The sequence below is a fragment of the Microbacterium azadirachtae genome (genome assembly GCF_000956505.1).
GTDB lineage: Bacteria > Actinomycetota > Actinomycetes > Actinomycetales > Microbacteriaceae > Microbacterium > Microbacterium azadirachtae_A.
In genome coordinates this window covers 42370-68293 of the sequence record NZ_JYIX01000035.1, presented here as the reverse complement: position 1 = coordinate 68293, position 25924 = coordinate 42370, and the positions used below count along the sequence as shown (strand labels likewise).

23 protein-coding genes are annotated in these 25924 nt (G+C 69.8%); 10 read left to right on the top strand and 13 right to left on the bottom strand.

The genetic code is table 11. From position 1 onward, the window contains the following. Window positions 1–93 precede the first annotated feature (93 nt). Window positions 94–648 carry a hypothetical protein gene (locus RS86_RS10385; RefSeq protein ID WP_045272175.1) on the top strand — a complete coding sequence of 185 codons (555 nt, stop codon included), beginning with the start codon at window positions 94–96 and terminating at the stop codon, window positions 646–648. A 41-nt stretch (window positions 649–689) separates the two neighbouring features. Further along, the gene (locus RS86_RS10380) at window positions 690–1121 is read left to right on the top strand and encodes a MepB family protein (protein WP_045272341.1); all 432 of its coding nucleotides are present in this window, start codon (window positions 690–692) and stop codon (window positions 1119–1121) included. Between the two features lie 2 nt (window positions 1122–1123). On the opposite strand, the gene RS86_RS10375 is transcribed toward RS86_RS10380, so the two are convergent. The 13 genes from RS86_RS10375 to RS86_RS10315 form a co-directional block, all read right to left on the bottom strand. Continuing rightward, window positions 1124–1828 (bottom strand): hypothetical protein, encoded by a 705-nt coding sequence (locus RS86_RS10375; protein ID WP_152642137.1) that lies wholly within the window; start codon window positions 1826–1828, stop codon window positions 1124–1126. 169 nt (window positions 1829–1997) lie between these two features. Then, entirely contained in the window at window positions 1998–2387 is a 390-nt protein-coding gene (locus RS86_RS19890; RefSeq protein WP_200892786.1) for a hypothetical protein, read from the bottom strand. Further along, the gene (locus RS86_RS10365) at window positions 2380–2688 is read right to left on the bottom strand and encodes a YciI family protein (RefSeq protein WP_045272173.1); all 309 of its coding nucleotides are present in this window, start codon (window positions 2686–2688) and stop codon (window positions 2380–2382) included. Before RS86_RS10365 ends, RS86_RS19890 begins: the two co-directional genes overlap by 8 nt. Window positions 2689–2700: 12 nt before the next feature. Continuing rightward, window positions 2701–4071 (bottom strand): glutamate decarboxylase, encoded by a 1371-nt coding sequence (locus tag RS86_RS10360; RefSeq protein WP_045272339.1) that lies wholly within the window; start codon window positions 4069–4071, stop codon window positions 2701–2703. A 125-nt stretch (window positions 4072–4196) separates the two neighbouring features. Beyond that, window positions 4197–5627: an NAD(P)/FAD-dependent oxidoreductase gene (locus RS86_RS10355; protein ID WP_045272338.1), complete on the bottom strand. Its 1431-nt coding sequence runs from the start codon at window positions 5625–5627 to the stop codon at window positions 4197–4199. A gap of 46 nt (window positions 5628–5673) precedes the next feature. Next, complete coding sequence (locus tag RS86_RS10350) at window positions 5674–6987, bottom strand: S8 family serine peptidase (RefSeq protein WP_082076723.1); 1314 nt, start codon at window positions 6985–6987, stop codon at window positions 5674–5676. A gap of 10 nt (window positions 6988–6997) precedes the next feature. Beyond that, window positions 6998–7519, bottom strand: coding sequence for a DUF501 domain-containing protein (locus tag RS86_RS10345; protein WP_045272172.1), 522 nt, complete (start codon window positions 7517–7519; stop codon window positions 6998–7000). A gap of 34 nt (window positions 7520–7553) precedes the next feature. Next, window positions 7554–8069: an FtsB family cell division protein gene (locus tag RS86_RS10340; RefSeq protein ID WP_045272171.1), complete on the bottom strand. Its 516-nt coding sequence runs from the start codon at window positions 8067–8069 to the stop codon at window positions 7554–7556. 68 nt (window positions 8070–8137) lie between these two features. Then, window positions 8138–9418 (bottom strand): phosphopyruvate hydratase, encoded by a 1281-nt coding sequence (eno, locus tag RS86_RS10335; protein WP_045272170.1) that lies wholly within the window; start codon window positions 9416–9418, stop codon window positions 8138–8140. Window positions 9419–9576: 158 nt separating this feature from the next. Further along, window positions 9577–10689 carry a sugar-binding protein gene (locus RS86_RS10330; protein WP_045272169.1) on the bottom strand — a complete coding sequence of 371 codons (1113 nt, stop codon included), beginning with the start codon at window positions 10687–10689 and terminating at the stop codon, window positions 9577–9579. 73 nt (window positions 10690–10762) lie between these two features. Beyond that, window positions 10763–12091, bottom strand: a complete 1329-nt coding sequence (gene mmsB, locus RS86_RS10325; protein ID WP_082076722.1) for a multiple monosaccharide ABC transporter permease — start codon at window positions 12089–12091, stop codon at window positions 10763–10765. After that, window positions 12088–13608 carry a multiple monosaccharide ABC transporter ATP-binding protein gene (gene mmsA / locus RS86_RS10320; protein ID WP_327037101.1) on the bottom strand — a complete coding sequence of 507 codons (1521 nt, stop codon included), beginning with the start codon at window positions 13606–13608 and terminating at the stop codon, window positions 12088–12090. The genes mmsB and mmsA overlap by 4 nt, the downstream gene beginning before the upstream one ends. Window positions 13609–13772: 164 nt before the next feature. Then, entirely contained in the window at window positions 13773–14786 is a 1014-nt protein-coding gene (locus RS86_RS10315; protein WP_045272168.1) for a LacI family DNA-binding transcriptional regulator, read from the bottom strand. A gap of 180 nt (window positions 14787–14966) precedes the next feature. Here RS86_RS10315 and RS86_RS10310 point away from each other — a divergent pair, with 180 nt between their 5' ends. From RS86_RS10310 to RS86_RS10275, 8 genes are all read left to right on the top strand, one after another. Further along, on the top strand, window positions 14967–16454 hold the full coding sequence (locus RS86_RS10310) for an amidohydrolase family protein (RefSeq protein WP_045272167.1): 1488 nt from the start codon (window positions 14967–14969) through the stop codon (window positions 16452–16454). Continuing rightward, on the top strand, window positions 16451–17785 hold the full coding sequence (locus RS86_RS10305) for a serine hydrolase domain-containing protein (RefSeq protein ID WP_082076721.1): 1335 nt from the start codon (window positions 16451–16453) through the stop codon (window positions 17783–17785). Before RS86_RS10310 ends, RS86_RS10305 begins: the two co-directional genes overlap by 4 nt. A gap of 144 nt (window positions 17786–17929) precedes the next feature. Next, window positions 17930–19315 (top strand): serine hydrolase domain-containing protein, encoded by a 1386-nt coding sequence (locus tag RS86_RS10300; protein WP_045272166.1) that lies wholly within the window; start codon window positions 17930–17932, stop codon window positions 19313–19315. Continuing rightward, window positions 19312–20217 carry a serine hydrolase gene (locus RS86_RS10295; RefSeq protein WP_045272165.1) on the top strand — a complete coding sequence of 302 codons (906 nt, stop codon included), beginning with the start codon at window positions 19312–19314 and terminating at the stop codon, window positions 20215–20217. The genes RS86_RS10300 and RS86_RS10295 overlap by 4 nt, the downstream gene beginning before the upstream one ends. Window positions 20218–20331: 114 nt before the next feature. Beyond that, on the top strand, window positions 20332–21915 hold the full coding sequence (locus RS86_RS10290) for an ABC transporter substrate-binding protein (RefSeq protein ID WP_045272164.1): 1584 nt from the start codon (window positions 20332–20334) through the stop codon (window positions 21913–21915). A gap of 10 nt (window positions 21916–21925) precedes the next feature. Further along, complete coding sequence (locus RS86_RS10285; protein WP_200892785.1) at window positions 21926–22924, top strand: ABC transporter permease; 999 nt, start codon at window positions 21926–21928, stop codon at window positions 22922–22924. Further along, on the top strand, window positions 22924–24870 hold the full coding sequence (locus RS86_RS10280) for a dipeptide/oligopeptide/nickel ABC transporter permease/ATP-binding protein (RefSeq protein WP_082076718.1): 1947 nt from the start codon (window positions 22924–22926) through the stop codon (window positions 24868–24870). The genes RS86_RS10285 and RS86_RS10280 overlap by 1 nt, the downstream gene beginning before the upstream one ends. After that, complete coding sequence (locus RS86_RS10275) at window positions 24867–25904, top strand: ABC transporter ATP-binding protein (protein WP_082076717.1); 1038 nt, start codon at window positions 24867–24869, stop codon at window positions 25902–25904. Before RS86_RS10280 ends, RS86_RS10275 begins: the two co-directional genes overlap by 4 nt. The last annotated feature ends 20 nt before the right edge of the window (window positions 25905–25924 follow it).

The following is a 25924-nucleotide window of genomic DNA, read 5'->3' as shown; positions in this document are numbered from 1 at the left end:
TTGGGGCGCGTTCAGTCGTTTCGGGGCGCGTCCGGCCGTGATTCCGAGGGATTCTGCGCCCCAAAACGACGGTGGGCGAGTTACATTCATCCCATGAAGCGCTCCGCGATGATCACGTACGCGGTGACGGGGCTCGCCGTCGCCGGGCTCGTGGCTCTCGCGGCACCGCCTGTCATCGCAGCCGTCACGTCGTCGCCTCACTCTCAGTCGACCGCGGCGGGCGCGCCGAAGGCGACACTGCATCCCACGACCAGTCCGACCCCCGATCCGGACCGAGTCATCTGGCTCGGGGACGGGATCAGCGTGAAGGTCAGCGACCTCCCGAAGGGGTGCACGACCTATTCGAAGATCCAGATCTTCGACGTCAACGGCCACAGCTACGGCAGGCTCGTCGGAGACGCCGCAGACCGAGGACCGTCCGACGGTGCAACCGGCACCGTGAACCGCGACACCGCAGGGAACATTGTCGGCTACACAGCTGCCCCCGGCGACAACACCTGGTCCATCGGCGACCGCCTCTGCACGAACGGTCTCATGCTCGGGCGGTACAACCACGTCGGCACCGACCCGGGCGACCACGCGCTCCAGCCGGGCGAGACCATGGTGATCCGCCCCGACATGAACGCCGAATGGGTGCCCGCCGGCTGAGGTCCACCACGGCCTCGCGCAACGCGCGATACGTTGGCGGGATGCGGTTCCCTGCGTTCGAGGCCTACGCGGCCGTCCGGCGGATGCCTGTTGCGGTGACTCCGGCGAGTCAGAACAGCGACTACGAGTCGGGTGTCGCTCGAATCGGCGACGAGAAATGGCACATCAGGACGGCACGGAACACTCCGACCAAGCCCGGCGCCTTCGTCGCCTTCTGGCAGCGGGATGCCGACGGAGCCACGGCGCCATTCGGTGACGACGACCTCGCCGCAGGGCTGTACGTCTTCGTGGAGCAACAGGGCCGCCGCGGCGTGTTCCGGTTCACCAGCGCCCACCTCGCAGCGCTCGGCATCACCTCGGGCAAGCACCCTGGTAAGCGCGGATTCCGGATATACCCGAACTGGTGCGACGAGCTGAACGCTCAGGCAACCGCCACGCAACGTGCTCAGGGATCCGCGTTCCAGGAGTACTGAGATCAGGCCGAGTCGCCGGTCAGCCGGCCCAGGGCACGGCGCGCCGTCTCCACTGCCTTCTCCGTCGTCGCGACATCGTCGGCCGCCCGCGCCTGCCGGTCTTCGGCGGTCGTCACCTCATTGCGCACGGCGCTGACGGCGGCCCTTGCCGCGGACAACTCCGCTTCGAGCCGCGCGATCCGGGCTTCCGCTTGGGCGACGCGATTCGCGGCGTCCCGTACCTCCCGGTCCGCGGCGGCCAAGTCCCGGCCGGCGCGGGCGTGCGCCTGCTCGGCGTCGTGGAGCGTACTCTGCGCCTTCCTCAGTTCGCGCCGCGCCTTGACCTCGTCCACGGGCACGGGCGGCGCCTCCGGCGCGTCCGGGGCACCGCCACCGACGACCGTGTCCAGATCGAGCGGGAAATCCGACGCCGGCTCGAGTTCGTGCACGAGCCGGCCTGAAGCGACGGCCGCGGCCGCGATCGCGTCGAAGAACGCGGCCGTGATCGTCTGCCGGACGGCTTCAAGGGTCGAAGCAGTGACTCTCTCCCCGCGTGCGGTGGCCAGGGCGACGGCATCGTCCGAGAGGCGGTTCGTCAGGGCGCGGCGTTCACGGGTGAGGCGCGCGAGCGTCACCGCATCGACGTCAGCCTGCGCCTCCCTGAGATCGTCGGCCAGGCGCAGCGCCTCTCCGAGCTGCTGTGCACGCTCGCGGGCGAACACGTTCACGACCCACGCGGAGACGCTCGGCTTTCGCAGCGCCCTGATGCGCGCAGCGAGATCGGCGTCGTCCGCCTCCTTCGCACGCGCGTTCCGGGACGACACGAAGTCGCCGGGCGGCCCTGCGTACAGGTCCGCCGCGATCGTCTCGAGGTCGGTCACGGTTCCTCCTGTTCGATCATTCCCGACGATTCTCCTCGCCCCGCGCCCCCGCCGGCGGATCCGGCTGTTCCGAGCTGCGGACTGTCAGGACGTCCGGATCGTCCTCGGGCTCGGCATGGCGGGAAAGCGCGGGTACGGGATCGCCCGCCCCGGCGCGCACATCGCTCCTGCTCTCGCCGTCTTCGATGAAGTCGACCTCGACCTCGGATCCCCACTCGACAGCGATCCCCGGCAGCGTCCACTGCGCCGTCACCCAGAACAGCCCAGGCCAGGTGAGCGCACGGAGACTCGGACCATCCGGATCCGGACCGACCAGCACCAGGCCCACCTCGGCCGCGGCTTCCATCGCGACGTGGACGGGCTCACCGACGAAGTCCGGGACGACCACACGACGACGCTCACCCATCTCCGCCCCCGTCGCCGAGACCGGACTCCAGCCAGACAGCGTTCCAGTCCAGGATCCGCGGCTCGGCGAGTCCCTCCGTCGCGAACGGATCCGCGGCGATGAAGCGCTCCGCGGCCTCGCGCGACGAGAAGACGCCCATGGATCCGGCGGCAGGATCCGCTGTCGCGAACGGGCCGAGTGCGATCAGCCCGTCCCCCGCCTCATGAAAGGCCCGGTAGTACGCCTGGTGACGAGGGAAGACCTCGAGGATCCGGGCGCGATCGACGCCGTCGCGTAGACGGTAGAGGACGACGACATTCATCGATCCAACCCCTCAGTGCCGGAACGCCGGGCTCGCGGTCCGATCCGGCAGCGGCGAGGTCAGCGCGTCCAGATACGCGACCTCCTCGCGGATCGTGGCGAGCAGCGCCTCGGCGAGGTCCATCGTGACGCCGTTGCGGATCACGATCCGCTGGACCGTGATCTCCGCCATGTCGTCCGGCAACGGATAGGCGGGAACCAGCCAGCCCCGCATCCGCAGCCGGTCGGACAGGTCATAGAGCGTCCAGTTCGCGGTGTGCCCGTCGACGAGGCGCCAGGCGAACACGGGGATCGTCGAGCCGTCGCTGATGAGCGCGAACGGCTCCATGCCGCCGATCCCGTCGGCGAGGTAGCGCGCCACGGCCCGTGACGTTCCCTGCACCTCCGCGTACCCGTCCCGCCCCAGCCGCAGGAACAGATAGAACTGCAGCAGCACCTGCGCACCCGGCCGCGAGAAGTTCAGCGCCAGGGTCGGCATGTCGCCGCCGAGATAGCTGACCCGGAACACCATCGACTCCGGCAGCGCCTCCGCGTCGCGCCAGACGACCCAGCCGAGCCCCGGATAGACCAGCCCGTACTTGTGTCCTGAGGTGTTGACGGACGCGACGCGGGCCACCCGGAAGTCCCACTCGAGATCCGGATCCAGGAACGGCGCCACCATTCCCCCCGAGGCCGCGTCGACATGGATCGGCACATCGTGGCCATGCTCGGCGGCGATGGCGTCGAGCACCGCGGCGATCTCGGCGACGGGCTCGTACGCGCCCGTGTAGGTGACGCCGAGGATCGCGACCACGCCGATCGTGTTCTCGTCGACGTACTGCTCCAGCAATGCGCCATCGAGGGCCGGATGCTCCGCGCTCACCGGTACGTAGCGCGCCTCCACCTCGAAGTAGTTGCAGAACTTCTCCCAGCAGACCTGCACCGCGCTGGACATCACGAGGTTGGGCCGGGACGCATCCTGCCCTGCCGCACGCCGCTTCTCCTGCCAGCGGCGCTTCAGCGCGATCCCGGCGAGCATGCACGCCTCGCTGGATCCGATCGTCGACGTCGCAGGCGCCGCCGCCGCATCAGGAGCGTGCCAGAGCTCGGCGATCATGCGCTGGCAGTAGGTCTCGATCGCGGCCGTCTGCGGATACTCGTCCTTGTCGATCATGTTCTTGTCGACGGCCTCGGCATAGAGCCGCTGCGCCTCCTCGTCCATCCAGGTGGTGACGAAGGTGGCCAGGTTCAGCCGGGCATTGCCGTCGAGCATGGTCTCGTCGCTCACGACGTGATAAGCCGTGAGCGGATCCATGCCGCGGTCCGGGATCCGGTGCTTGTCGACGAAGAGGCCGGATCCGGCCCGGCGGTGCAGCGGGTTGACGTGGATGCGTTCCTGCGACATGGTGCCTCCGGATCCGAGCGCGGCGTTCGGGCGCCACCATAGCATCGGCGTCGATCCGGGCTGTGAAAGGCGAACGCCCCCGGATCCGCGCTCGTGAGCGGAATCCGGGGGCGTTCGGGAGGGCCTTACTTGGCTGCGGCCTCGGCGGGCTTCTTCGCAGCGGCCGGGCGCTGAGCGGCGGCGGGCTTGCTCGCGGCGGGCGCGACGGCAGCGGGCGCCGGTGCGGCGTCCACAGCCGGTCGCGGGCGCGCGGCGAACTCGTCGAACACCGCGCGCGGCGTCTGCAGCGCCTCGAGACCGACGATGTCGCGGCCGAGCCAGAGGTTGTTCCACCAGCCCCACAGCACGCGGAACTTGCGCTCCCACGACGGCATCGCGAGGCCGTGGTAGCCGCGGTGCGCGATCCAGGCCACGAAGCCCTTGAGCGCGAGCTTGCCGGACTGGAAGACGCCGTTGTAGAGGCCGAGGCCCGCCACGGCGCCGAGGTTCTTGTGGAAGTAGTCCTTGGGCGTCTCACCGCGCAGCACCGCGACGAGGTTCTTCGCGAGCAGCTTGGCCTGACGGACGGCGTGCTGCGCGTTGGGCACGCACATGCCGCCGACGCCGCCGCCGGACAGGTCGGGGACGGCCGACACATCGCCGGCGGCCCAGGCTCCCTCGACGAACGCCTCGGGGGTGCCCACGCGCAGGTCGGCGCGGGTCTGGATGCGTCCGCGCTCTTCGACCGGGAGGTCGCCGCCGCGCACGACGGTGGGGTTGGCCATGACGCCCGCGGTCCAGACGATGAGGTCGGACGGGATGACCTCGCCGGTGGACAGCTCGACGTTGCCGTCGACGGCGCCCTTCACCTGCGTGTCCAGGTGCACGTTCGCGCCGCGCTTGGCGAGATCCTTGAGCACCCACTCGCTGGTCTTCAGCGAGACCTCGGGCATGATCCGGCCCATCGCCTCGATGAGGTGGAAGTGCGTGTCGTCGAACGACAGCTGCGGGTACTTCGAGATGAGCGATGAGGCGAACGAGCGGAGCTCGGCGAACGCCTCGATGCCTGCGAAACCGCCGCCGACGACGATGACCGTGAGCAGGCGGTCCCGCTCGGGCCCGGCCGGGATGGAAGCGGCCTTGTCGAAGTTCGACAGCAGCTTGTCGCGCACGGCGACGGCCTCTTCGATCGTCTTGAGCCCGATCGCGTTGTCGGCGATGCCGGGGATCGGGAAGGTGCGCGAGACGGCACCGGCGGTCACGACGATCTGGTCGTACGCGAACTCGTACGGCTCGCCCATGGCCGGCGCGATCGTGGCGACCTTGTTGGCGTGGTCGATGCCGGTGACCTTGGCGGTCACCACGTTCGTACGCGAAAGGTGGCGACGGTGGGCGACGACCGCGTGCCGCGGCTCGATCGACCCGGCGGCGACCTCCGGCAGGAAGGGCTGGTAGGTCATGTACGGCAGCGGGTCCACCATCGTGACCTCGGCCTCACCCTTGCGGAGGTGCTTCTCGAGCTTCCACGCGGTGTAGAAACCGGCGTAACCACCGCCCACGATCAGGATCTTGGGCACGGCAGTGCTCTTTGCCACGGTGCTCTCAGTCACGGAGGCTAACTCCTCAGTCATCGGGATTTTGGCGTGCAGATGCGCGCGCCGAACGGATGCGCCGGGCAGCAGCGGTGACGCCAAGCGCTATCAGGATACCAGGCACCGTGAGTGCGACGAGCGGCAGGGTACCGTACAGCAGCGAATCGGGGCTGGGGATCAGCGGCGAGGTGGCCTTGGTGGGCGTATCGGCGCGCGGCAGCGGCGGGATCGCGAGCGGCGTCGAGGTCGGCTGCGCGGGCGCAGGAGCCTGCGCGCGCCGATTCAGGCGGATCCAGTCGGACAGGTCCCCGAGCGGGTTCTGGTCCACCGACGGCAGCGACGCGGACACGGCTGCGGCCGCGTCGATGAGGCCGTAGCCGTACAGCGGGTCGGGGTGCGCTGTCGCCTGCGGTGCGGGACGCGCGGTCTGGATGATGTGGTTGATCACGTTGTTCGCGTCCATGTCGGGGTGCGCCGCGCGCACCAGCGCGACCACGCCCGCCACGATCGGAGCCGCACCGCTCGTGCCGTTCCAGGTCTCGATCGTCCCGTTCGCGTCGACGCCGAGCAGCGACTCGCTGGGCGCGGAGACGGCGATCGAGATGCCCTGTGTGGACGCGGCCTTGCTCGCGACGCCGTGCTGATCCACTCCCCCGACCGCGAGAACGCCGGGGATCGTCGCGGGGGCGCCGACCATGGCCGTGCCGCTGCCGCGGTTGCCCGCCGCCACCACGACCACCACGTCGTGCTCGAAGGCGTAGAGGAACGCGTCGTCCCAGCTGGAATCCCATTCCAGGGTGTTCGTGGTGAAGGACAGGTTGATCACGTTCGCGCCGTGATCGACCGCCCACTTCATCGCCTCCGCCACCTGCTTCGCGAAGGGCACCGGGGCCGTGGCGCCGAATCCGAGCGAGATCGAGAGCAGCTTCGCGTCGGGCGCGACGCCGATCATGCCCGTGCCGTCGGCGTTGGGCCTCCCCGCGGCGAGGGAGGCGACCCTCGATCCGTGGTCGCTGTCGAGCGGACCGAGCGGGGTGCGCCCGTCGTCGGAACCGATGCCCGAGACGTCGGTGCCATCGGTGACGGCGCCGTCGAACTGCGATGGGCCCTTGGCGATGCCCGTGTCGATCACCGCGATCGTGACCCCTGCGCCGCGCGTGGTCTTCCACGCCGCGTCGACGTGGGCGCCCTCGAGCCAGTACTCGGCGGCCCGCTCGGGATCCGGGGTCGGAGTGGGCGTCGGAGTCGCCCCGATCACGAGCGGCGCCGCGAGCGCGAGCGCGAGCACCGCCACGACGGATCTGATCCGCCGTGCGTTCGGGGGGCGTGTGGTCGGCGAGGTCATCGGACTCGGATCAGCGCGCCCGCGCAGCTCCCGGCTCGATGCACTCGCAGCGCTCGGGCGACCAGCGCGCGCGGCGCAGCGCCTCGTCGCCGATCGGGTTGACGCCCTCCCCCGCGGCCAGCGCGTGGCCGGCCAGCGCGTGCAGGCACTTGACGCGTGCAGGCATGCCGCCCGCGGAGACCCCGGCGATCTCGGGGACGTCGCCGTACTGCGCGCGATCGGCGAGATACGCCTGATGCGCCCGCAAGTACGCGGCTGCGGTGTCCTCGTCGTCCAGCAGCTCGGCGAGCTCGGGCATCACGTGCTCGGCCTCGAGGGTCGACATCGCGGCGGCTGCGGCCGGGTGGGTGAGGTAGTAGAACGTCGGGAACGGCGAGCCGTCGGCCAGGCGCGGCAGAGTCGCGACGACCGTGGGGTTGCCGCACGTGCAGCGCGCGGCGATGCCGACGACTCCCCTGGCCTCGCGGCCGAGCTGTGCGGAGACGACCGCGATCTCGGCGTCGGTGGGCGGGGCGAAGGGGGGCGTGGTCACCCCTCCAGGGTACGGGGTCCGCCTGCGGGACGCCTCAGCGCGCGCCCGAGCCTGCGGCCGTCTTGGCGAGACCTGCACCGGTCACGCTGCGCAGAAGCTGGCCTGCCCAGTCCGAGGACTTCTCCTTCACGGTGTCGCTGACGGGCCCCTGTTCGACGGGTTGTGCAGCCGGGTCGATGTCGTTGTCGATGAGGTAGACGACTTCGCCCGGCTTGACGTAGAACAGCCGTTCCCTGGCCTGCGCGGTGATGTACGCCGGATCGTTCCAGCGCTCGCGCTCCGCGGTGAGGGCGTCGATCTGCTTCTGCGTGACCTGCACGGAATGCTCCAGCGCCGCGATCCGCTGCCTCTGGTCGAGGTACGTGCCGAGCGTGGGCACGAGCACCCACGCGCCGAGGATGACGAGCGAGAGCATGATGACCATGAACCCGCTGAGCCGGATGCCGCCGACCCAGCCGCGCACGTCGACCGCGCGGGGCGCGCGGGGCGCGCTGCCGTTCGCCGGCCCGGCGGGCGTGGACGACGAAGGAGGAGTCCGACGTGGTGTCATGACTCCTCCTCCGTGTCCGTCAGCGGCCTCTGGCCGATGACCAGACCCGCGATATGCGGTCGTGCAGCTCAGCCCTTGAAGCGCGGGAAGGCGGAACGCCCGGCGAAGACCGCCGCGTCGCCCAGCTCCTCCTCGATGCGCAGAAGCTGATTGTACTTCGCGACGCGCTCCGATCGAGCGGGCGCGCCGCTCTTGATCTGGCCCGAGTTCACAGCGACGACGAGGTCGGCGATCGTGGTGTCCTCGGTCTCGCCGGAGCGGTGCGAGAGCATCGTGGTGTAGCCCGAGCGGTGCGCGAGGTTGATCGCGTCGAGGGTCTCGGACAGCGTGCCGATCTGGTTCACCTTGACCAGCAGCGAGTTCGCGACGCCGAGGTCGATGCCCTTCTGCAGGCGCTCCGGGTTCGTCACGAACAGGTCGTCGCCGACCAGCTGGATCTGGGCTCCGAGCTTCTCGGTGAGGGCCTTCCAGCCTTCCCAGTCGTCCTCGGCGAGGGCGTCCTCGATCGTGACGATCGGGAAGTCCTTGACCAGGCCCACGTAGTAGTCGGTGAGCGACGCGGCGTCCCAGTCCTTGTTGTCCAGGCGGTACACGCCCTCGTTGTAGAACTCGGTGGCGGCGGCGTCGAGGCCGAGCGCGATGTCGGTGCCGGGCGTGAAGCCGGCCTTCTCGATCGCCTTGACCAGGAACTCCAGGCCCTCTCGGTTGCTGGGCAGGTCGGGAGCGAAGCCGCCCTCGTCGCCCAGACCGGTCGCGAAGCCGGCCGCCTTGAGCTCGCCCTTGAGCACGTGGTAGACCTCGGTGCCCCAGCGCAGCGCCTCGGAGAAGCTGTCGGCGCCGATCGGAGCGAGGAAGAACTCCTGCATGTCGATGCCGTTGTCGGCGTGCGAGCCGCCGTTGATGACGTTGAACAGCGGAACGGGCAGCAGGTGCGCGTTGGGGCCGCCCAGGTAGCGGAACAGCGGCAGGTCGGCCGCGTCGGCGGCGGCCTTGGCGACCGCGAGGCTCACGCCCAGGATCGCGTTCGCGCCCACACGGCTCTTGTTCTCGGTGCCGTCGACCTCGATGAGGATCTCGTCGATCACGCGCTGCTCGCTCGCCTCGACGCCCTCGATCGCGGGGCCCAGCTCGTCGATGACCGCCTCGACCGCCTTCAGCACGCCCTTGCCGCCGTAGCGGCTCTTGTCGCCGTCGCGCAGCTCGTACGCCTCGAACGCACCGGTGGACGCGCCGGACGGGACGGCGGCCCGCTGCACGATGCCGTCGTCGAGCAGAACCTCCACCTCGACGGTCGGGTTGCCACGGGAGTCGAGAATCTCGCGTGCGCCTACAGCCTCGATCAGTGCCACAGAGTGCTCCTTGTTCAAGAGGGAAGTGGGGTGGTGGAGCGACGTCGATCCGCCGCCCAGTCTAGTCGGAGCCGGTCTCGCGGCGCGTCGATGAAGCGCCGCGCGCACGACGAAGGGCCGCGCGGATGCGTCCGCGCGGCCCTTCCGGAAATCCTTGCCTACTTGTAGGACTTCACGACGTCGAGCAGGGCCGGGACGTTGGCGTACGCCTCGGCGGCGTTGTCCTTGGTCACGATGACCGGCGCGAGCAGGAACGACGGGACGACCTTGACGCCGTTGTTGTACGACTTGGTGTCGTTCACATCGGCCTTGTCACCCTTCTGCAACTCCTGCGCCATCTTGATCGCCTGGGCGACGAGCAGCGTGGTGTCCTTGTTGATCGTGGAGTACTGCACGCCCTCCATGATCGACTTCACGGACTCGACCTCGGAGTCCTGACCGGTGACGACGGGGACGGTCTTGCCGGCCTGCTGCACCGAGGTGATGATGGCGCGGGCGAGGGTGTCGTTCGGGCTCAGCACGCCGTCGAGCGTCGCCGAGCTGTAGCTGGAGGTGAGCAGCGAGTCCATACGGCGCTGCGCGTTCTCCGCCTTCCAGCCGTCGGTCGCCGTCTGGGTGATCTCGGTCTGACCCGAGACGACCTTGAGCGTGCCGTCCTTGATCTTCGGCTCGAGCACGTCCATCGCGCCCTTGAAGAAGACCGCCGAGTTGGCGTCGTCCGCAGATCCGGAGAACAGCTCGATGTTGTACGGCGCCGGGTGGCCCGCGCGCTTGGCGAGGCCGTCGAGCAGGGCCTGACCCTGCAGCTGGCCGACCTTGAAGTTGTCGAACGCGACGTAGTAGTCCACCGCGTCGGTGTTCTCGATCAGACGGTCGTAGGCGATCACGGTCGCGCCCGCGTCGTGCGCGGCCTTGACCTGGGTGGACAGCTGCTTGCCGTCCTTCGCGCCGATGATGATGACCTTCGCACCGCCGGTGACCATGGCCTGGATCTGGTTCTGCTGCTCCGCGACCGTGTTGCTGGCCGGCGCGTACTGCACGTCGGGCTTGAAGCCCGCCTTGGTCAGACCGTCGGTGAACAGCTTGCCCGCGAGCACCCAGTTCTCACTGGTCTTGTCCGGCAGGGCGACACCGATCTTGGCGTCGGCGGCGAAGCCCTTGGCCGCGGCGCCGCTCGAGGCGGGGGTTCCGCCTCGCTCGGACGAGCAGCCGGTGAGGGCGAAGGCACCCGCGACGACGACCGCTGTCGCCGAAAGGAGGATCTTCTTCATTGGGATCTCTTTCTCTCTTGTGTGTGCATCTCAGGTGAATGCAGGATCGTGCCGCGAACGGCGCGTACCTCTTTTACTTGCCGCTCGCGGTGCCGGGAGCGGTGGTGGCGAAGGGTTCCTCCGCGCGGGAGAACCGCCGGGTGATGAAGCCCGTCAGGGAGGGACGGCCCTGCTGCTTGTTCCAGACGTCGACGGCGACCGCGAGCAGCAGCACGAGGCCCTTGACCATCGAGACCACGTCGGCGCCGAAGCCGAGGAGCGCCATGCCGTTGTTGAGGAAGGCCATGACCAGACCACCGATGATGGATCCGATCACGGTGCCGATGCCGCCGGAGACCGCGGCGCCGCCGATGAACACCGCGGCGATCGCGTCGAGCTCCCAGCCGTTGCCGTCCTGCGGACCGGAGGCGGTGGCGCGGGCGACGTAGATCATCGCCGCGACCGAGGCGAGCACCGACATGTTCATCATCACGAAGAAGTCGGTCCAGCGGTCCTTCACGCCGCTCAGGCGCGCGGCCTGGCGGTTGCCGCCCACCGCGTACAGGTGGCGGCCGAACACGGTGTTGCGGGTCACGAAGGTGTAGACGATCACCAGGACCAGCAGGATCACTCCCGAGACCGGGAAGCTCGTCCCGGGCCGACCGGTCGCGAACAGCCATCCGGCCACGAGGATCAGGGCGGAAAGGATGACGACCTTGACGACGCTCACCCAGACCGGGGCCACGTCCGTGCCGGCCTTGCGCTGCGAGCGGCGCAGGAAGCCCTCGAACACGACGACCCACACCACGGCCAGGACCGCGAGCAGCATCGTGAGGAAGTTGAACGGAACCGGGATCGGCAGCTCGGGCAGGTACCCGGCGCCGATGTACTGGAAGTCCGCGGGGACCGCGACCGACGTGGACTGGCCGACCCACTGGTTCGCACCGCGGAAGAACAGCATGCCCGCCAGCGTCACGATGAACGCGGGGACACCCACGAACGCGACCCAGAAGCCCTGCCAGGCACCGACCAGCACGCCGAGCGCGAGACCCAGCAGGATGGCGGCCCACCACGGGAAGTGCCAGTCCGCCATCGACTTGGCCACCACGATGCCGACGAACGCGGCGACCGAGCCGACCGACAGGTCGATGTGGCCCATGATGATGACCATCACCATGCCGATCGCGAGGATCAGGATGTAGGAGTACTGGTTGACGACGTTGATCAGGTTGCCGGGAGACAGCGTCAGCCCGCCGGTCCAGACCTGGAAGATGATGATGATCACGACCAGGGATCCGAGGATGCCGAACTGGCGGAGCGTGGACTGGCCGCCGCCCATCATCTTGGAGATGTCGCGGAAGCGGAAGCCCTCTTCCGGAGACGGCGTCGTCGTCGGAGGGGTCGGGGTGGTCGTGGTGCTCATGCGGACGCCTTCTGATTGAGGGAGGTCATGCTGCGCATGAGCGCCTCCGGGGTGGCTTCGGATGCCGGGAGGCAGTCGGTGACCCGCCCCTCGAACACGGTGTAGATGCGGTCGGACATGCCGAGGAGTTCGGGCAGCTCGCTGGAGATGACGATGACGCCCTTCCCCTGGGCCGCGAGCTCGTTGATGATGCCGTAGATCTCGTACTTGGCGCCGACGTCGATGCCGCGCGTGGGCTCGTCCAGGATCAGCAGATCCGGATCCGTGAACATCCACTTCGCCAGCACGACCTTCTGCTGGTTGCCGCCGGAGAGCGTGCCGACGCCCTGATCCACGGTCGGGGTCTTGATCCGCAGGGACTTGCGGTAGCGCTCCGCGACCTTCGCCTCCTCGATGTCGTTGACGACGCCGTTGCGCGCGATCTTCGAGAGCTTGGCCGAGACGATGGAACGCTTGATCGTGTCCAGCAGGTTGAGGCCCAGCACCTTGCGGTCCTCGCTGACGTAGGCGAGGCCGTGCCTGATCGCGCTGCGGACGTCGGGGAGCGAGATCTCCTTGCCGTCCTTGATGATCGTTCCGGAGAGGAACTGGCCGTAGGAGCGCCCGAAGATGCTCATCGCGAACTCGGTGCGGCCGGCGCCCATGAGTCCGGCGATGCCGACGACCTCGCCGCGGCGCACCTCGATGCTGGAGCCCTTCACGACCATGCGCTCGGCGACCGACGGGTGACGCACCCACCAGTCCTTGACCTCGAAGAACACGTCGCCGATCTCCGGGGTGCGGTCGGGATAGCGGCTCTCCAGCGAGCGTCCGACCATGCCGCGGATGATGCGGTCCTCGTTGATCTCGCCCCGGCCGACGTCGAGCGTCTCCACCGTGCGTCCATCGCGGATGATCGTGATCTCGTCGGCGATCTGCTCGATCTCGTTGAGCTTGTGGCTGATGATGATCGACGTGATCCCCTTGGCCTTCAGCCCCAGGATCAGGTCGAGCAGGTGCTGCGAGTCGTTTTCGTTCAGCGCCGCCGTCGGCTCGTCGAGGATCAGCAGCTTGACGTCCTTGTTGAGCGCCTTGGCGATCTCGATGAGCTGCTGCTTGCCGACGCCGAGGTGCTTGACCGCGACATCGGGGTCCTCCTTGAGGCCGACGCGGGCGAGCAGCTCGACCGTGCGCTGCTTCTGCGCGGTCCAGTCGATGCGCGGACCGCGACGGATCTCGTTGCCGAGGAAGATGTTCTCGGCGATCGACAGCTCCGGGATCAGCGCGAGCTCCTGGTGGATGATCACGATTCCGGCATGCTCGCTCGCCGCGATGTCCTTGAAGCGCTGCTCCTGTCCGTAGAGCAGGATCTCGCCGTCGTAGCTGCCGTACGGGTACACCCCGGACAGCACCTTCATCAGCGTGGACTTGCCGGCACCGTTCTCGCCGCAGATGGCGTGCACCTCACCGGTGCGAACGGTGATCGACACTTCCGAGAGGGCCTTCACGCCCGGGAACTCCTTCGTGATGCTGCGCATCTCGAGGATCGGTCCCGCCACGGTGGGCAACGCCGTCGTCTCGCTCACGGATCTCCTTCGATACCAGGTCCGGTGATGTTCCAGGCAATGTTACCGTTCACATCGGGATACATCGTGCCTCCCGCGCTTCGGCAGTGTCAAGTGCCGCAGCCGAATTCGTGTCCTTACCGTGACGCCGCGGATTCGCGGCCGCACAGCACCGGCACGACGGGACCGAACGCCGGCACGGTCTCTCCGCGCAGCTGCGCCAGCAGGATCCGCACGGCGCGACGGCCGAGTTCGGCGAAGTCCTGATGCACCGTCGTCAGCGGCGGAGCGACATGTGCCGCGACCGGAATGTCATCGAAGCCCACCACGCTCACGTCGATCGGAACACGGAGCCCCGCGTCGCGGAAGCCGTGCATGAGGCCGATCGCCATGAGGTCGTTCGCCGCGAACACGGCCGTGAAGTCGCGCCTGCGGGCGAGCTCCTGGCCCGCGAAATAACCGAAGTCGGCGCTCCAGTCGCCGCGGATCGGCGGAATCGTCGGCAGATCGGCGTCGCGCATCGCGTCCAGGTAGCCGCGCATGCGCGACTCGGCCTCGATCCAGTCCTGGGGTCCCGCGAGATGCAGGATGTCGCTGTGCCCGAGCCGGATCAGGTATTCGGTGATCATGCGCGCCCCGGCGAGCTGATCCGCGGAGTGGCTGAATCCGTCGGATCCCGAGGCCGTCTGCAGGCTGACGAACGGCACCGACACGGCCATCCCCCGCAGCACGTTGAAGACCCGCACCTGGGGCGCGAGCACCACGATGCCATCGACCGCTTCCCGCACCAGCTGACGCACCGCCGCACCGATCGCCTCGGGCGTCGTGTCGGGCAGATTCAGCGTGGTTACGGAGTAGCGCTCCGCGCGCGCCGCGTCCTCGATCGCCGCGATCGAGGACGTCGGGCCGAACTCGCCAGTGGTCGCGGAGAGGATCCCGAGCGTGTTCGACCGACTGGTGGCGAGCGCCCGCGCCGCGATGTTGGGCCGATAGTCGAGCACGCGGATGGCGTCGAGCACCCGCTCCTTGGTCTCGGGGCGGATGCTGGGGTGGTCGTTCAGCACTCGGGAGACCGTCTGATGCGAGACGCCCGCCAGGCGCGCGACGTCTCGGATGCTGGGCATGCGGGCACGCTCGGAGGAGGTCGACATGCAGAGCCTCCTCGATGTGCACGGTCACATGGATGAGTCCATTATGGGGGTCGGAGCGTTCCGGCGCGCATCCGCTCCGCCGCCGCCTCGCCCGCGATCTTGTCCTGGTGCACCGGAATACGCGGGAACTTCGTCCGACCGGATCGGCCGCCTTCGCGCGGAGACTGGCACGGTGGTCGCGTGGACACTCTGCTGCGCGGCGGGCGCGTCATCGACCCGAAGACCGGTTCCGACAGGATCTCCGACCTCCTGATCTCCGATGGCAGGATCGCGGAGATCAGATCCGGGATCGCCGCGCCGGAGGCGGCGACCGTGATCGACGCGGACGGTCTCATCGTCGGACCGGGCTTCGTCGATCTGCACAGTCACGTGCACTCGATCGCCGGACATCGCCTGCAGGCCATGGACGGCGTCACCACGGCGCTCGATCTGGAGGCGGGCCTCATGCCCGTGGCCGAGGCGATCGCCCGCGCCGGCCGCGAGGGACGTCCGCTGAACTACGGGTTCTCGGCGTCCTGGGCACAGGCACGCGCCTACGCGCACCTCGAACGCGTTCCGGTCGCCGACTTCACCGCGTCGATGGACCTCCTCGGCAACCCGAGCTGGCAGCGCTCCTCGAGCCCGGCCGAGCGCCGCCGCTGGCTCGGACTGCTGGAGAACGAGCTCACCGCCGGAGCCCTCGGCATCGGCGTGCTGATGGGCTACGCCCCGCGCTCCGACCCCGACGAGTACCTGGAGCTCGCCCAGCTCGCCGCCGCGGCCCACGCCCCGACCTTCACGCACGTGCGCGAGCTGATCGAAGCGGACCCTGCCACCCCGATCGACGGCTCGGAGGAGCTCGTGCGCGCGGCGGCGGAGACGGGCGCCGCGATGCACCACTGCCATGTGAACAGCACATCGCTGCGCCACATCGACCGGGTGCTGGCGCTGCTGGACCGCAGCCGCGCAGCCGGATCCCGGGTCACGGTCGAGGCCTACCCCTACGGCGCAGGCAGCACTGCGATCGGCGCGTTCTTCCTCGCGCCGGAGAAGCTCGCGGGCCTGGGCATCGCCCCGACCGCGCTCGTGCTCGTGGACACCGGCGAGCGCATCGCCGACGAAGCCCGGCTGCGCGAGGTGCGCGCCTCCGATCCCGGCGCCGCCTGCATCGTCACGTTCCTGGACGAGGCGGATCCCCTCGATCGCGCCCACCTGCACCGGGCGCTCGCCTATCCCGACGCGATCGTCGCGAGCGACGCGATGCCGATCTCGTGGCCCGGATCCGGCGGGGCGCCGACCGTGTACGAGCAGCGCCGATGGCCGCTCCCCGAGGGCGGGCACACGCACCCGCGCACGGCAGGAACCTTCGCGAAGTCCCTGCGCCTGATGGTCCGCGAATCCGGCACCTGGAGCTGGATCGAAGCGTTCCGCCGCTGCTCCTACCTGCCCGCGCGCGTGCTGGACGAGGCCTCCCCCGCGATGCGCGCCAAGGGGCACCTCAGCGTCGGCGCCGATGCGGACATCGTGGTGCTCGACCCGGCCGCGATCACCGATCGCGCGACGTACGCCGACTCGACGCGCCCTTCGCAGGGCGTGCGGCAGCTGTACGTGCACGGCACGGCCGTCGTGCACGCCGGAGACATCGTGGCCGACGCCCATCCGGGGCGCGCCGTACGAGGAGAGGCATGATGCACAACTCTGATCTGCAGGAGTTCTTGGACCACACCGCCGCGGAGCTGGAGGTGCCCGGCGCGATCGTCGGCATCGTCGACGGCGACCGCGAGATCATCGCGACGACGGGGATCGCCGACACCGCCACCGGCGCCGCGGTGTCGGAACGCACCCTCTTCCAGATCGGCTCCACATCGAAGACCCTCACCGGGACGGTCGCGATGCGTCTCATCGAGGACGGCGACCTCGATCTCGAGGCGCGGATCGTCGACCTCCTCCCGAGCTTCCGGCTGGCCGACGAGCACGCCCTCGACGCTCTCCGCGTGCGTCACCTGCTCACGCACTCCGGCGGGTTCCTCGGGGACGCGGATGAGCGGCCGGGCTGGAACGACGACGCCCTGGCACGCAATGTGGACGATTACGCCGACCTGCCCCAGTTCTTCGCCCCCGGCACGATCGCCTCCTACAGCAATGCCGGCATCCGCGTCCTCGGCCGGGTGATCGAGGTCGTGACAGGAGAGGCGTTCGAACAGGCGGTGCGGCGCATCGTCATCGATCCGCTCGGCATGGCGGACACGTTCTACTTCCCCTGGGAGGTCATCGCCCGCCCGCACGCCGTCGGTCACGTGCGCGGCGAGGACGGCGCTCCGGTACCCCTCGCACAGTGGCCCCTCACCAGGGACATCAACCCGGAGGGCGGCGTCGTGTCCTCGGTGGGCGATCAGCTGCGGTACGCACGCTTCCACCTTCGCGGCGAGAGTGCGGGACCGGCGCCCGTCAGCGAGGCGACGCGGCGGCGCATGCAGGAGCCGCAGCTGACCGCCGGCCCGCCGGTCGACGCGATCGGCTTCCCCTGGCTGCTCGCGCATCACGGCCCGGCCCGGATCGTGATGCACGGCGGCAACATCGCCGATACGCAGTTGAGCGAGTTCGTCCTGGCACCGGATCAGGATCTCGCCATCACGGTGCTCACGAACAGCGCCGGCGGCAAGGCGCTCGGAACCAGGGCCATCGACTGGTGCTTCCAGAATCTGCGCGGGATCTCGAAGACGCGCCCGACGGCCCGGCTCGCACCGCCCGAAGCGCTCGACGGCGCCGTCGGCACCTACGACGCCGGGCAATGGCACTACGACGTCGCCCGCGCCGGCGACGCCCTCGAGGTCACCATGGTCCTGCGCGAGGACATCGCCGCGCTCGGTGTCCCGCCCCGCCCCATGATGCGGTTGCGCGTGCGCTCGGACGGTGCTCTGGTGACCGACGACGACACCGCCGTCGGCCGTCTGCTCGCACCCGGCGAGGGAGGGCCCGAGCTGCTGCATCTCGGCCTGCGCGCCGTCCGCCGCCGCTGACCGGCGAGGCCTTGTCCCGGGGCACCAAGGTCTCGGCAAGCCTCGTCGGCACGCACCAACGAGACGCGGATCCGCGCGCATAGTCTCGGCCCATCGCCGTCGCCTCCCCCTGATCGACGGCGCACTCGACGAAGAGGAGCGCACATGTCCGACCTGAACGAAATCGGCACCTGGGTGCGGGAGAACCTGCCCGCATTGATCGCCGAAGCACATGTCCCCGCCGCATCCGTGGGAATCCTCGCCGGCGGCGAGGTCTTCACCGCGGCGGCAGGCGTCCTGAACAAGAACACCGGGGTGGAGGCCGATGAGGACTCGGTGTTCCAGATCGGCTCCATCACGAAGACCTGGACCGCGACGCTCATCATGCAGCTCGTCGACGAGGGGCTGCTCGACCTCGACGCCCCGGTGCGCGACACCGTCCCCGCTTTCGCGGTCGGGGACGACGCCGCGGCCTCCGCGATCACCACCCGCCAGCTGCTCAGCCATGTGAGCGGCTTCGAGGGCGATCTCTTCAACGACACCGGCGTCGGCGACGACGCGGTCGAGAAGTACCTGGCGACGATCGCCGACGCCCCTCAGCTCTTCGTCCCCGGCGAGCGCTTCTCGTACAACAACGCCGCCTTCGTGGTGCTCGGCCGCATCGTCGAGGTGCTGCGCGGTCAGACTTACGACCAGGCGCTGCACGCGCACCTCGCCCGCCCGCTGGGCCTCACGCACGTGGCGACGGATGCCTCGCAGGCGATCATGTTCCGCGCGGCGCTCGGCCACATCCCCGGCGATGACGGCGAACCCGTTCCCGCGCCGGTGTGGAGCCTGGTGCGCTCCAACGCTCCCGCCGGATCGATGCTCGCGATGACCCCTCGGGACCTGCTGGGGTTCGCGGGCATGCACATGGCCGGCGGCGTCGCCCCTGACGGCACCCGGGTCCTCTCCGCGCAGAGCGTCGCGGCGATGCAGGAGCGCCAGGTGGACCTCCCGGATCTCGGTGTGCTCGGCGACGCCTGGGGCCTCGGCTGGGAGATCTTCGACTGGGCCGGCGGCCCGGTCTACGGACACGACGGCGGCACGATCGGACAGAACGCGTTCCTGCGCTTCGCACCCTCGGCGGGCGTCGCCGTGGTGCTGCTCACGAACGGCGGCGACACGGTCGACCTTTACTACCGCCTGTTCTCGAAGGTCCTCTCTGCCCTCGCCGGCGTCGACATGGCCGCGCTCCCCGTGCTCCCCGAGTCGCCGGTCGAGGTCGACCTGGACCGCATCCTCGGCACCTACTCGTCCTCGGTCTCGGACTCCACGGTGAGCGTCGACGACGAGGGCAGGATCTGGCTCAGCCGCACGATGAAGGGGATCTTCGCCGAGCTGGGACCGGCTCCCGCGCCCGTGGAGCTCGTCGGCTGGTCCGGCGACAGCCTCCTCCCCCGGGAGGAGAACCACGGCATGCGCATGCCGCACGCCTTCGTCGGCGACGACGGCAGCGGCCGCGCCCTGTATCTGCACACCGGACGCGCCGACCGCCGGGTCGACGCATGAGCCCCCTCACCGCGATGACGACCTCGATCGCCGAGATCTTCGCGGACGCGGATGCAGAGGGCTTCCTGCACGCCCGCGAGATCGGCGCCGAGGTCGGTCCCGAGGTGGACTCCGGCGCCGACGAGCCCGTCGTGCTCGCCTCGGTTTTCAAGATCCTGGTGCTCACCGCGTACGTGCGCGCCGTCTCGGCCGGCACGCTGGACCCGACCGAGAGGACGACCGTCACCGCGCGCTACCGCATCGGCGGCATCGGCACGGCCGGGTTCTCGGACGACGTGCAGGCGAGCTGGCGCGACCTCGCCCAGAACATGATGACGATGAGCGACAACGCCGCCACCGACGTCCTGTACCACCGTCTGGGCGGAGACGCCGTCGATCGCGTGATCGCCGACCTGGGCTTGCGGAACACACGGCTCGTCGGCTGCTGCGAGGACCTGTTCGCCTCCGTGGTGGCCGACCTCGGCGGCGCCGCGGACGACGATCTGGAGGAGCTGCTGGCCGGGACGGATCCGGAGCGGCTGCTCGGGATCTCCGCACTCGACCCCGCCCGCACCTCGGCATCCACTCCCCGCGACGTCACCACGCTGCTGAACGCCCTGTGGACCGACACCGCCGCGCCCGCCGAGGCGTGTGCGCAAGCGAGGGCGATCATGGCGCAGCAGATCTGGCCGCATCGCCTGACCTCCGGGTTCCCGAACGGGGTGACGCTCGCGGCGAAGACCGGAACCCTCCCCCGCTGGCGCAACGAAGCGGGTGTCGTCACCTATCCCGACGGTCGCCGGTACGCCGTCGCGGTGTTCACCCGCGCGCACACGCTCGACGAGCGGCTCCCGCGCGTCGACGCCTCGATCGGCCGCGCCGGATTCGCCGCCGTCGAGCAGCTCCGCGCCGAGCGGTCCTGACGTCCGGGCCGATCCGCCCAGGATCGGCCCTGGCACCCCTCGTTCCTCCCCGTCCCTATCCCCCATCATCCCCGTCCTCATCCCCGCACCACCCGAAACTGCTGGAGGCTTCTGATGCGACACCGCACCCCGCTGATCGCGCTCCTCGGCGCGACCGCCCTCGTCCTGACATCCTGCGCGGGAGGCGGCGCGGCCGGCGCCGGCAAGGATGCCGCGCTCGCGAACGGCAAGACGTTCACCTCGGCGATCGCCACCGACCCCGGGAACCTGGATCCGTTCGTGACGGCGATGTCCATCGCCCGCAGCATCGACAGATTCCTGTATTCGCGCCTGATCGAGGTCAAGGACGACGGCACGGTCACCTCCGGACTCGCCGAGAAATGGACCGCCGATACCACGACCGCCACGTTCACGCTGCGCGACAAGCTCACCTGTGAGGACGGCACCCCCCTGACCGCGAGTGACGTCGCCGCGAACATCGCCCACCTCACCGACCCGGCCACCGGCTCCCCCCTGGTGGGTCTGCAGGTGCAGCCTGGCACGACCGCGGTGGGCGACGACGCCACCCGCACAGTGACCGTGACCAGCGGCCGCCCCGACGCGTTCCTGCTCGACAACGTCGGCAGCATCGCGATCGTCTGCGGCTCGGTGTTGAACGATCCCAAGGCGCTCGCCGCCGGCAAGGGCGCGACAGGCATGTTCACGATGACCGAGATCACGCCGAACAGCCAGTACACGCTGACTCGGCGCAAGGACTTCGCCTGGGGTCCCGGCACATGGGATCCGACCCAGAAGGGCCTTCCGGACAAGGTCGTCTTCCGCGTGATCCCGAACGAGACCACGGCGGCCAACCTGGTCCTGTCCGGAGAGGTCAACGCTGCGGAGGTGGCGGGACCGGATCGCAAGCGCCTTCAGGATGCCAAGCTCTTCCACACCCAGATCATCGCGCCCGTCGGCCAGCTGAGCTTCAACCAGGCCGCGGGGCGCCCGACGAAGGATCCCGCCGTGCGCAAGGCACTCGCCCAGGCCGTGGACCTCGCCCAGGTCCGTCAGGTGCTGGCCGAGAGCACCGAACCGACCGGACTCGTCACCGTCGCACCCAACCCCTGCCGCGCCGACACGGTGAAGGGCAACGTGCCCGGTTTCGACGCCAAGGCCGCCGACGCCGCCCTCGACGCCGCCGGATGGAAGCGCGGATCGGACGGCATGCGCGTCAAGGACGGCAAGCCCCTCGCCCTCAAGATGATCTTCCCGACCCTCCTCGGCGACACCGGCACGGCGGGCGTCGAGCTCCTGCAATCGATGTGGAAGAAGGCGGGCGTGAACGTGACCACGACTCCCGTGGACGGGCCGGCGCTCAGCGAGACGCTCTTCTCCTCCGGCGACTGGGACATCTCCGGCGCCGCGATCACGGTCTCGCTGCCCTCGATGCTGGTGCCGTTCTACTCGGGCCCCACCCCGCCGAACGGCACCAACTTCGCCTCGGTGGACGACCCCGCCTACACGGCGGCGGTCGCGGCGGCCTCCGCCAAGCCGGGCACCGAGGGCTGCTCGGACTGGGCCGCCGCGGAGAAGGCGCTTCTGACCACGACGACCGTGGTGCCCTATGCGGACATCGCGCGAACCATTTTCGCGAACAAGGCCACGTTCACCGAGGGCGACGGCATCGATCCGACATCGATCCGCATGTACCAGTGAGGACCCAGCCGTGACCAGCACCACCGCCACACAGGCGATACTCATCCGATCCGCACGGTCGGGCAACCCCTGGCTGTCCTTCCTGGTCCGTCGTGGAGGGCTCTTCGTCCTCTCGGTCTGGGTGCTGGTCACGGCTGCTTTTCTGATGATCCATCTGGTACCGGGAGACCCGGTGCGCGCCGCGCTAGGGCTGAACGCGCCGGTCGCGCTGGTCGAGGCGCGCCGCGCAGCTCTCGGACTGGACCAGCCCCTGGTCGTGCAGTACCTGCACTACCTCGGCAACCTCTTCACCGGCGACATGGGCGTCTCGCTGCTGACCAACCAGCCCGTGTCCGAGATCGTCGCGGCCCGGCTTCCGGCCACGCTTCAGCTCGCGACCCTCGCCGTGCTCGTGGTGCTGCTGGCCTCGGTGCCGATCGGCGTCACAATGGCGGTCGCGACGCGCGGCGGCCGCCGGCGCGGGCTCGAGCTGGCCTTCGCGGTCGTCACGGTCGTGCTCGCTGCGGTCCCCGAGTTCCTCCTCGCGGTAGGACTCGTCTACGTCCTCTCCGTCTCGCTCGGCTGGTTCCCGGTCGCGGGCGCTTCGGGACCGCTCTCCTTCGTGCTGCCCGTGACCGCTCTTGCGGTCGGTCCGATCGCCGTGTTCTCCCGTCTGATCCGTGTGGAGGTGCTGAGCGTGCTGGGGCAGGACTACATCCGCACGGCGCGCGCCAAGCGGCTGCGTCCCCACCGCATCTACACGCGCCACGCGCTGCCCAATGCGATGACGTCGACGCTCACCCTGACCGGGCTTCTCCTGGCAGGCATGGTCACCGGCACCGTACTCGCCGAGAACGTCTTCGCCTGGCCGGGGCTCGGCACCATGATCGTGCAGTCGATCCTCTCGAAGGACTACTCCGTGGTGCAGGGCATCGTGCTCGTCTATGGCCTGGGCGTGCTGCTGGTGAACCTGGTGGTCGACATCGCTCTGGCCACCCTCGATCCGCGCTCGACGATCAAGGAGGCCTGATGTCCGTCGCATCCACGTTGAAGGCGGTCGTGCGCACACCGCTGGGGCTGACTTCGCTCGCGCTGGTGATCCTGCTCGTGCTCGTCGCGCTGCTGGGCCCGCTGATCTGGGGTGCGCAGGCGCAGCGGATCGACCCGACCGCCGCGTTCCGGAGCCCCAGCGGCGCCCATCTGCTGGGGACCGACGCGCTCGGCCGCGACGTGCTCGCCCGGGTCATGGTCGCGACCCGCCTGTCGCTGGGACTCGCGATGGCCGCGGTGCTGATCGGGGTCGTCACCGGAACGGTCCTCGGCACCGCGCCGGCGGTCCTGCCTCGCTGGGCGGGCCGCATCCTGTCGACGTTCGTCAACATCGCGGTCGCCTTCCCCGGGTTGCTGCTCGCCCTGTTCTTCGCCGTGATCTTCGGCGTGGGCACGATCGGGTCCGTCCTCGCGATCGGCTTCGCGATGGCCCCGGGCTTCGCGCGCCTCACCCAGACGCTGTCTGCGGCGATCTCCGGGCGCGACTTCATCGCCGCAGCACGCGTGGCCGGAGTCTCCCGGTTCCGCGTACTGATCCGGCACGTGCTGCCCAACATCGGAGAGCCGCTCATCGTCAACGCGACGATCAGCGCGGGCGGCGCCCTCCTCGCCTTCGCAGGCCTGTCCTTCCTCGGCCTCGGCGTGCAGGTGCCGGCCTACGACTGGGGCCGGCTCCTCGGCGAGGGCCTCAACCGGATCTACCTGAACCCCGCCGCCGCCCTCGGGCCGGCCACCGCCGTGGTGATCGCCGGGCTCGCCTTCAACCTCCTCGGCGAGACCGCCGCCGCCGCCCTCGGCGGCCGCAACGCGCGGCGCCCCCGCCGACTCCCCCAGACCGCCCTCTCGGGCGCCCCCGGGCACGCGCAGGTCGTGAACGATGACATGGTTCTCCTCGTCGACGATCTGCGCGTGTCCTTCCCCGCAGCGAACGGCTGGGTCACCCCGGTCCGCGGCGTGAGCTTCTCGATCTCCCGCGGCGAGGCGATCGGCGTCGTCGGCGAATCCGGATCCGGCAAGAGCCTGACGGCCCTGGCCGCGGCGCAGCTCATCGAACGGCCGGGTCACGTGGACGCGGCCCGGCTCGAGTTCTGCGGCACACCGCTGCTCGACACCCCCGAGCGGACGCTGCGCCCCCTGCTCGGCACGTCGCTCGCGATGGTGTTCCAGGATCCGATGACCTCGTTCAACCCCACCCGCCGGATCGGGCCGCAGCTCGCCGAGGCCGCCGCGGAGCATCAGGGCCTGGGCCGCACGGCCTCGATGGCACGGGCGATCGAGCGCCTCAAAGCGGTGCGCGTGCCGGCGGCCGAGCGGCGCGCACGACAGTTCCCGCACGAGTTCTCCGGTGGTATGCGACAGCGCGCGATGATCGCGATGGGCCTGATGAACCACCCGCGGCTCATCATCGCCGACGAGCCGACGACTGCCCTCGACGTCACCGTGCAGCGTCAGGTGCTGCAGCTGCTCGCGAGCGTGCGTCGCGACACCGAGGCCGCGATCCTGCTGATCAGCCACGACATCGCCGTCGTCGCGCAGACCTGCGATCGCGTGCTCGTGATGTACGCGGGACGCATCGTCGAGGACCTCCCCGCGAGCCGTCTGAACGAGAGCGCCCGGCACCCGTACACGCGCGCACTGCTCGACGTCGTCCCCGAGCTGGACACCGACCGGGACACGCCGCTGCGCATGATCCCCGGCCGCCCGCCGGCACCCGGGGCATTCCCCGCCGGGTGCGCGTTCGCGGATCGCTGCCCGCTCGCCTCCGCGCTGTGCCGCGAGCAGGATCCCGCGCTCACCGACGCCGGAGACGGGCACAGGGTCGCCTGCTGGCATCCGGTCGACGGCGATCTGCCGGTGGCCGCCGTGCCCGCGATCACCACCGCCGTGCCCGTGCCCGACTTCGAACCCCAGGAGGCCGTCCGATGAGCGAGCTGCGCTTCGACCAGGTGAGCGTCCGCTACGGCACCCACCGCTCCGGCCTCACCGCCGTCGACGACGTGAGCCTCGTCGTCCCGTCCGGCTCGGTCGTGGGCCTCGTCGGCGAATCCGGATCCGGCAAGTCGACGCTCGCCCGCGCCGCGATCGGCCTCGCGCCGATCAGTGGCGGCGCGATCACCCTCGACGGCGCCGATGTGCGCTCGCACCGCCGGCGCAGGCCCATCCAGATGGTGTTCCAGGATCCGTTCTCCTCGCTCGACCCGCGGATGAGCATCGGCGAATCGATCGCCGAGGCGCTGCCCCGCAGCCTGCGCGGCAGCGCAGCCCGGCGGGCCAGAGTGGCCGAGCTGCTCGAGATGGTCAGCCTCGACCCGGAACGAGCCGGATCCCTTCCGGCGGCACTCTCCGGCGGTCAGCGCCAGCGCATCGCCCTGGCCCGCGCGCTCGCCGCGGATCCCGAGGTCGTGATCGCCGACGAGATCACCTCGGCGCTCGACGTCTCCGTGCAGGGCTCGGTGCTGAACCTCGTCCGCGAGCTGCGGCGGGAGCTGTCGCTCACGATGCTGTTCATCTCGCACAACCTCGCCGTGGTCCGCTACCTCAGCGATCATCTCGCCGTGATGTACCTCGGCCGCATCGTCGAGTTCGGTCCGACCGAGCAGATCCTCGCCGACCCGCAGCATCCGTACACGCGAGAGCTGCTGGCCGCCGCGCCGACGAGGCACGGCGACCTGCTGCGCACGGGTGACACCGCGGCGCTCGACGCGGAGCCGCCGGACCCGCACTCGCCGCCGAGCGGGTGCCGCTTCCATCCGCGGTGCCCGATCGGGCCCGTCGCGCATCCGGATCGGGCGGTCTGCCGCACCGTGATCCCCGTCCTGCCCACCGGCATCCGCGGCGCCTCGTGCCACTTCGCGGCGCTCGGATCCGACCCCTCGGCCCGACCTGTGCGCGGCGCCCAAGAGGGTGGGGGCCTTTCGGCCGGCCGGACAACATCCGCCGTCCCCGTGCGGACACAGTGAGTACCGACCACCGATTGGAG

Excerpts from the sequence above, each read along its gene's own strand:
- RS86_RS10385 (WP_045272175.1), top strand. The coding sequence starts at position 94 with ATGAAGCGCTCCGCGATGATCACGTACGCGGTGACGGGGCTCGCCGTC.
- RS86_RS10305 (WP_082076721.1), top strand. The coding sequence starts at position 16,451 with ATGATGCACAACTCTGATCTGCAGGAGTTCTTGGACCACACCGCCGCG.
- RS86_RS10280 (WP_082076718.1), top strand. The coding sequence starts at position 22,924 with ATGTCCGTCGCATCCACGTTGAAGGCGGTCGTGCGCACACCGCTGGGG.
- RS86_RS10315 (WP_045272168.1), bottom strand. The coding sequence starts at position 14,786 with ATGTCGACCTCCTCCGAGCGTGCCCGCATGCCCAGCATCCGAGACGTC.
- RS86_RS10275 (WP_082076717.1), top strand. The coding sequence starts at position 24,867 with ATGAGCGAGCTGCGCTTCGACCAGGTGAGCGTCCGCTACGGCACCCAC.
- RS86_RS10350 (WP_082076723.1), bottom strand. The coding sequence starts at position 6,987 with ATGACCTCGCCGACCACACGCCCCCCGAACGCACGGCGGATCAGATCC.
- RS86_RS10290 (WP_045272164.1), top strand. The coding sequence starts at position 20,332 with ATGCGACACCGCACCCCGCTGATCGCGCTCCTCGGCGCGACCGCCCTC.
- RS86_RS10340 (WP_045272171.1), bottom strand. The coding sequence starts at position 8,069 with ATGACACCACGTCGGACTCCTCCTTCGTCGTCCACGCCCGCCGGGCCG.
- RS86_RS10380 (WP_045272341.1), top strand. The coding sequence starts at position 690 with ATGCGGTTCCCTGCGTTCGAGGCCTACGCGGCCGTCCGGCGGATGCCT.
- mmsB (WP_082076722.1), bottom strand. The coding sequence starts at position 12,091 with ATGAGCACCACGACCACCCCGACCCCTCCGACGACGACGCCGTCTCCG.
- RS86_RS10295 (WP_045272165.1), top strand. The coding sequence starts at position 19,312 with ATGAGCCCCCTCACCGCGATGACGACCTCGATCGCCGAGATCTTCGCG.
- RS86_RS10300 (WP_045272166.1), top strand. The coding sequence starts at position 17,930 with ATGTCCGACCTGAACGAAATCGGCACCTGGGTGCGGGAGAACCTGCCC.
- RS86_RS19890 (WP_200892786.1), bottom strand. The coding sequence starts at position 2,387 with ATGGGTGAGCGTCGTCGTGTGGTCGTCCCGGACTTCGTCGGTGAGCCC.
- RS86_RS10360 (WP_045272339.1), bottom strand. The coding sequence starts at position 4,071 with ATGTCGCAGGAACGCATCCACGTCAACCCGCTGCACCGCCGGGCCGGA.
- mmsA (WP_327037101.1), bottom strand. The coding sequence starts at position 13,608 with ATGCGCAGCATCACGAAGGAGTTCCCGGGCGTGAAGGCCCTCTCGGAA.
- RS86_RS10365 (WP_045272173.1), bottom strand. The coding sequence starts at position 2,688 with ATGAATGTCGTCGTCCTCTACCGTCTACGCGACGGCGTCGATCGCGCC.
- RS86_RS10330 (WP_045272169.1), bottom strand. The coding sequence starts at position 10,689 with ATGAAGAAGATCCTCCTTTCGGCGACAGCGGTCGTCGTCGCGGGTGCC.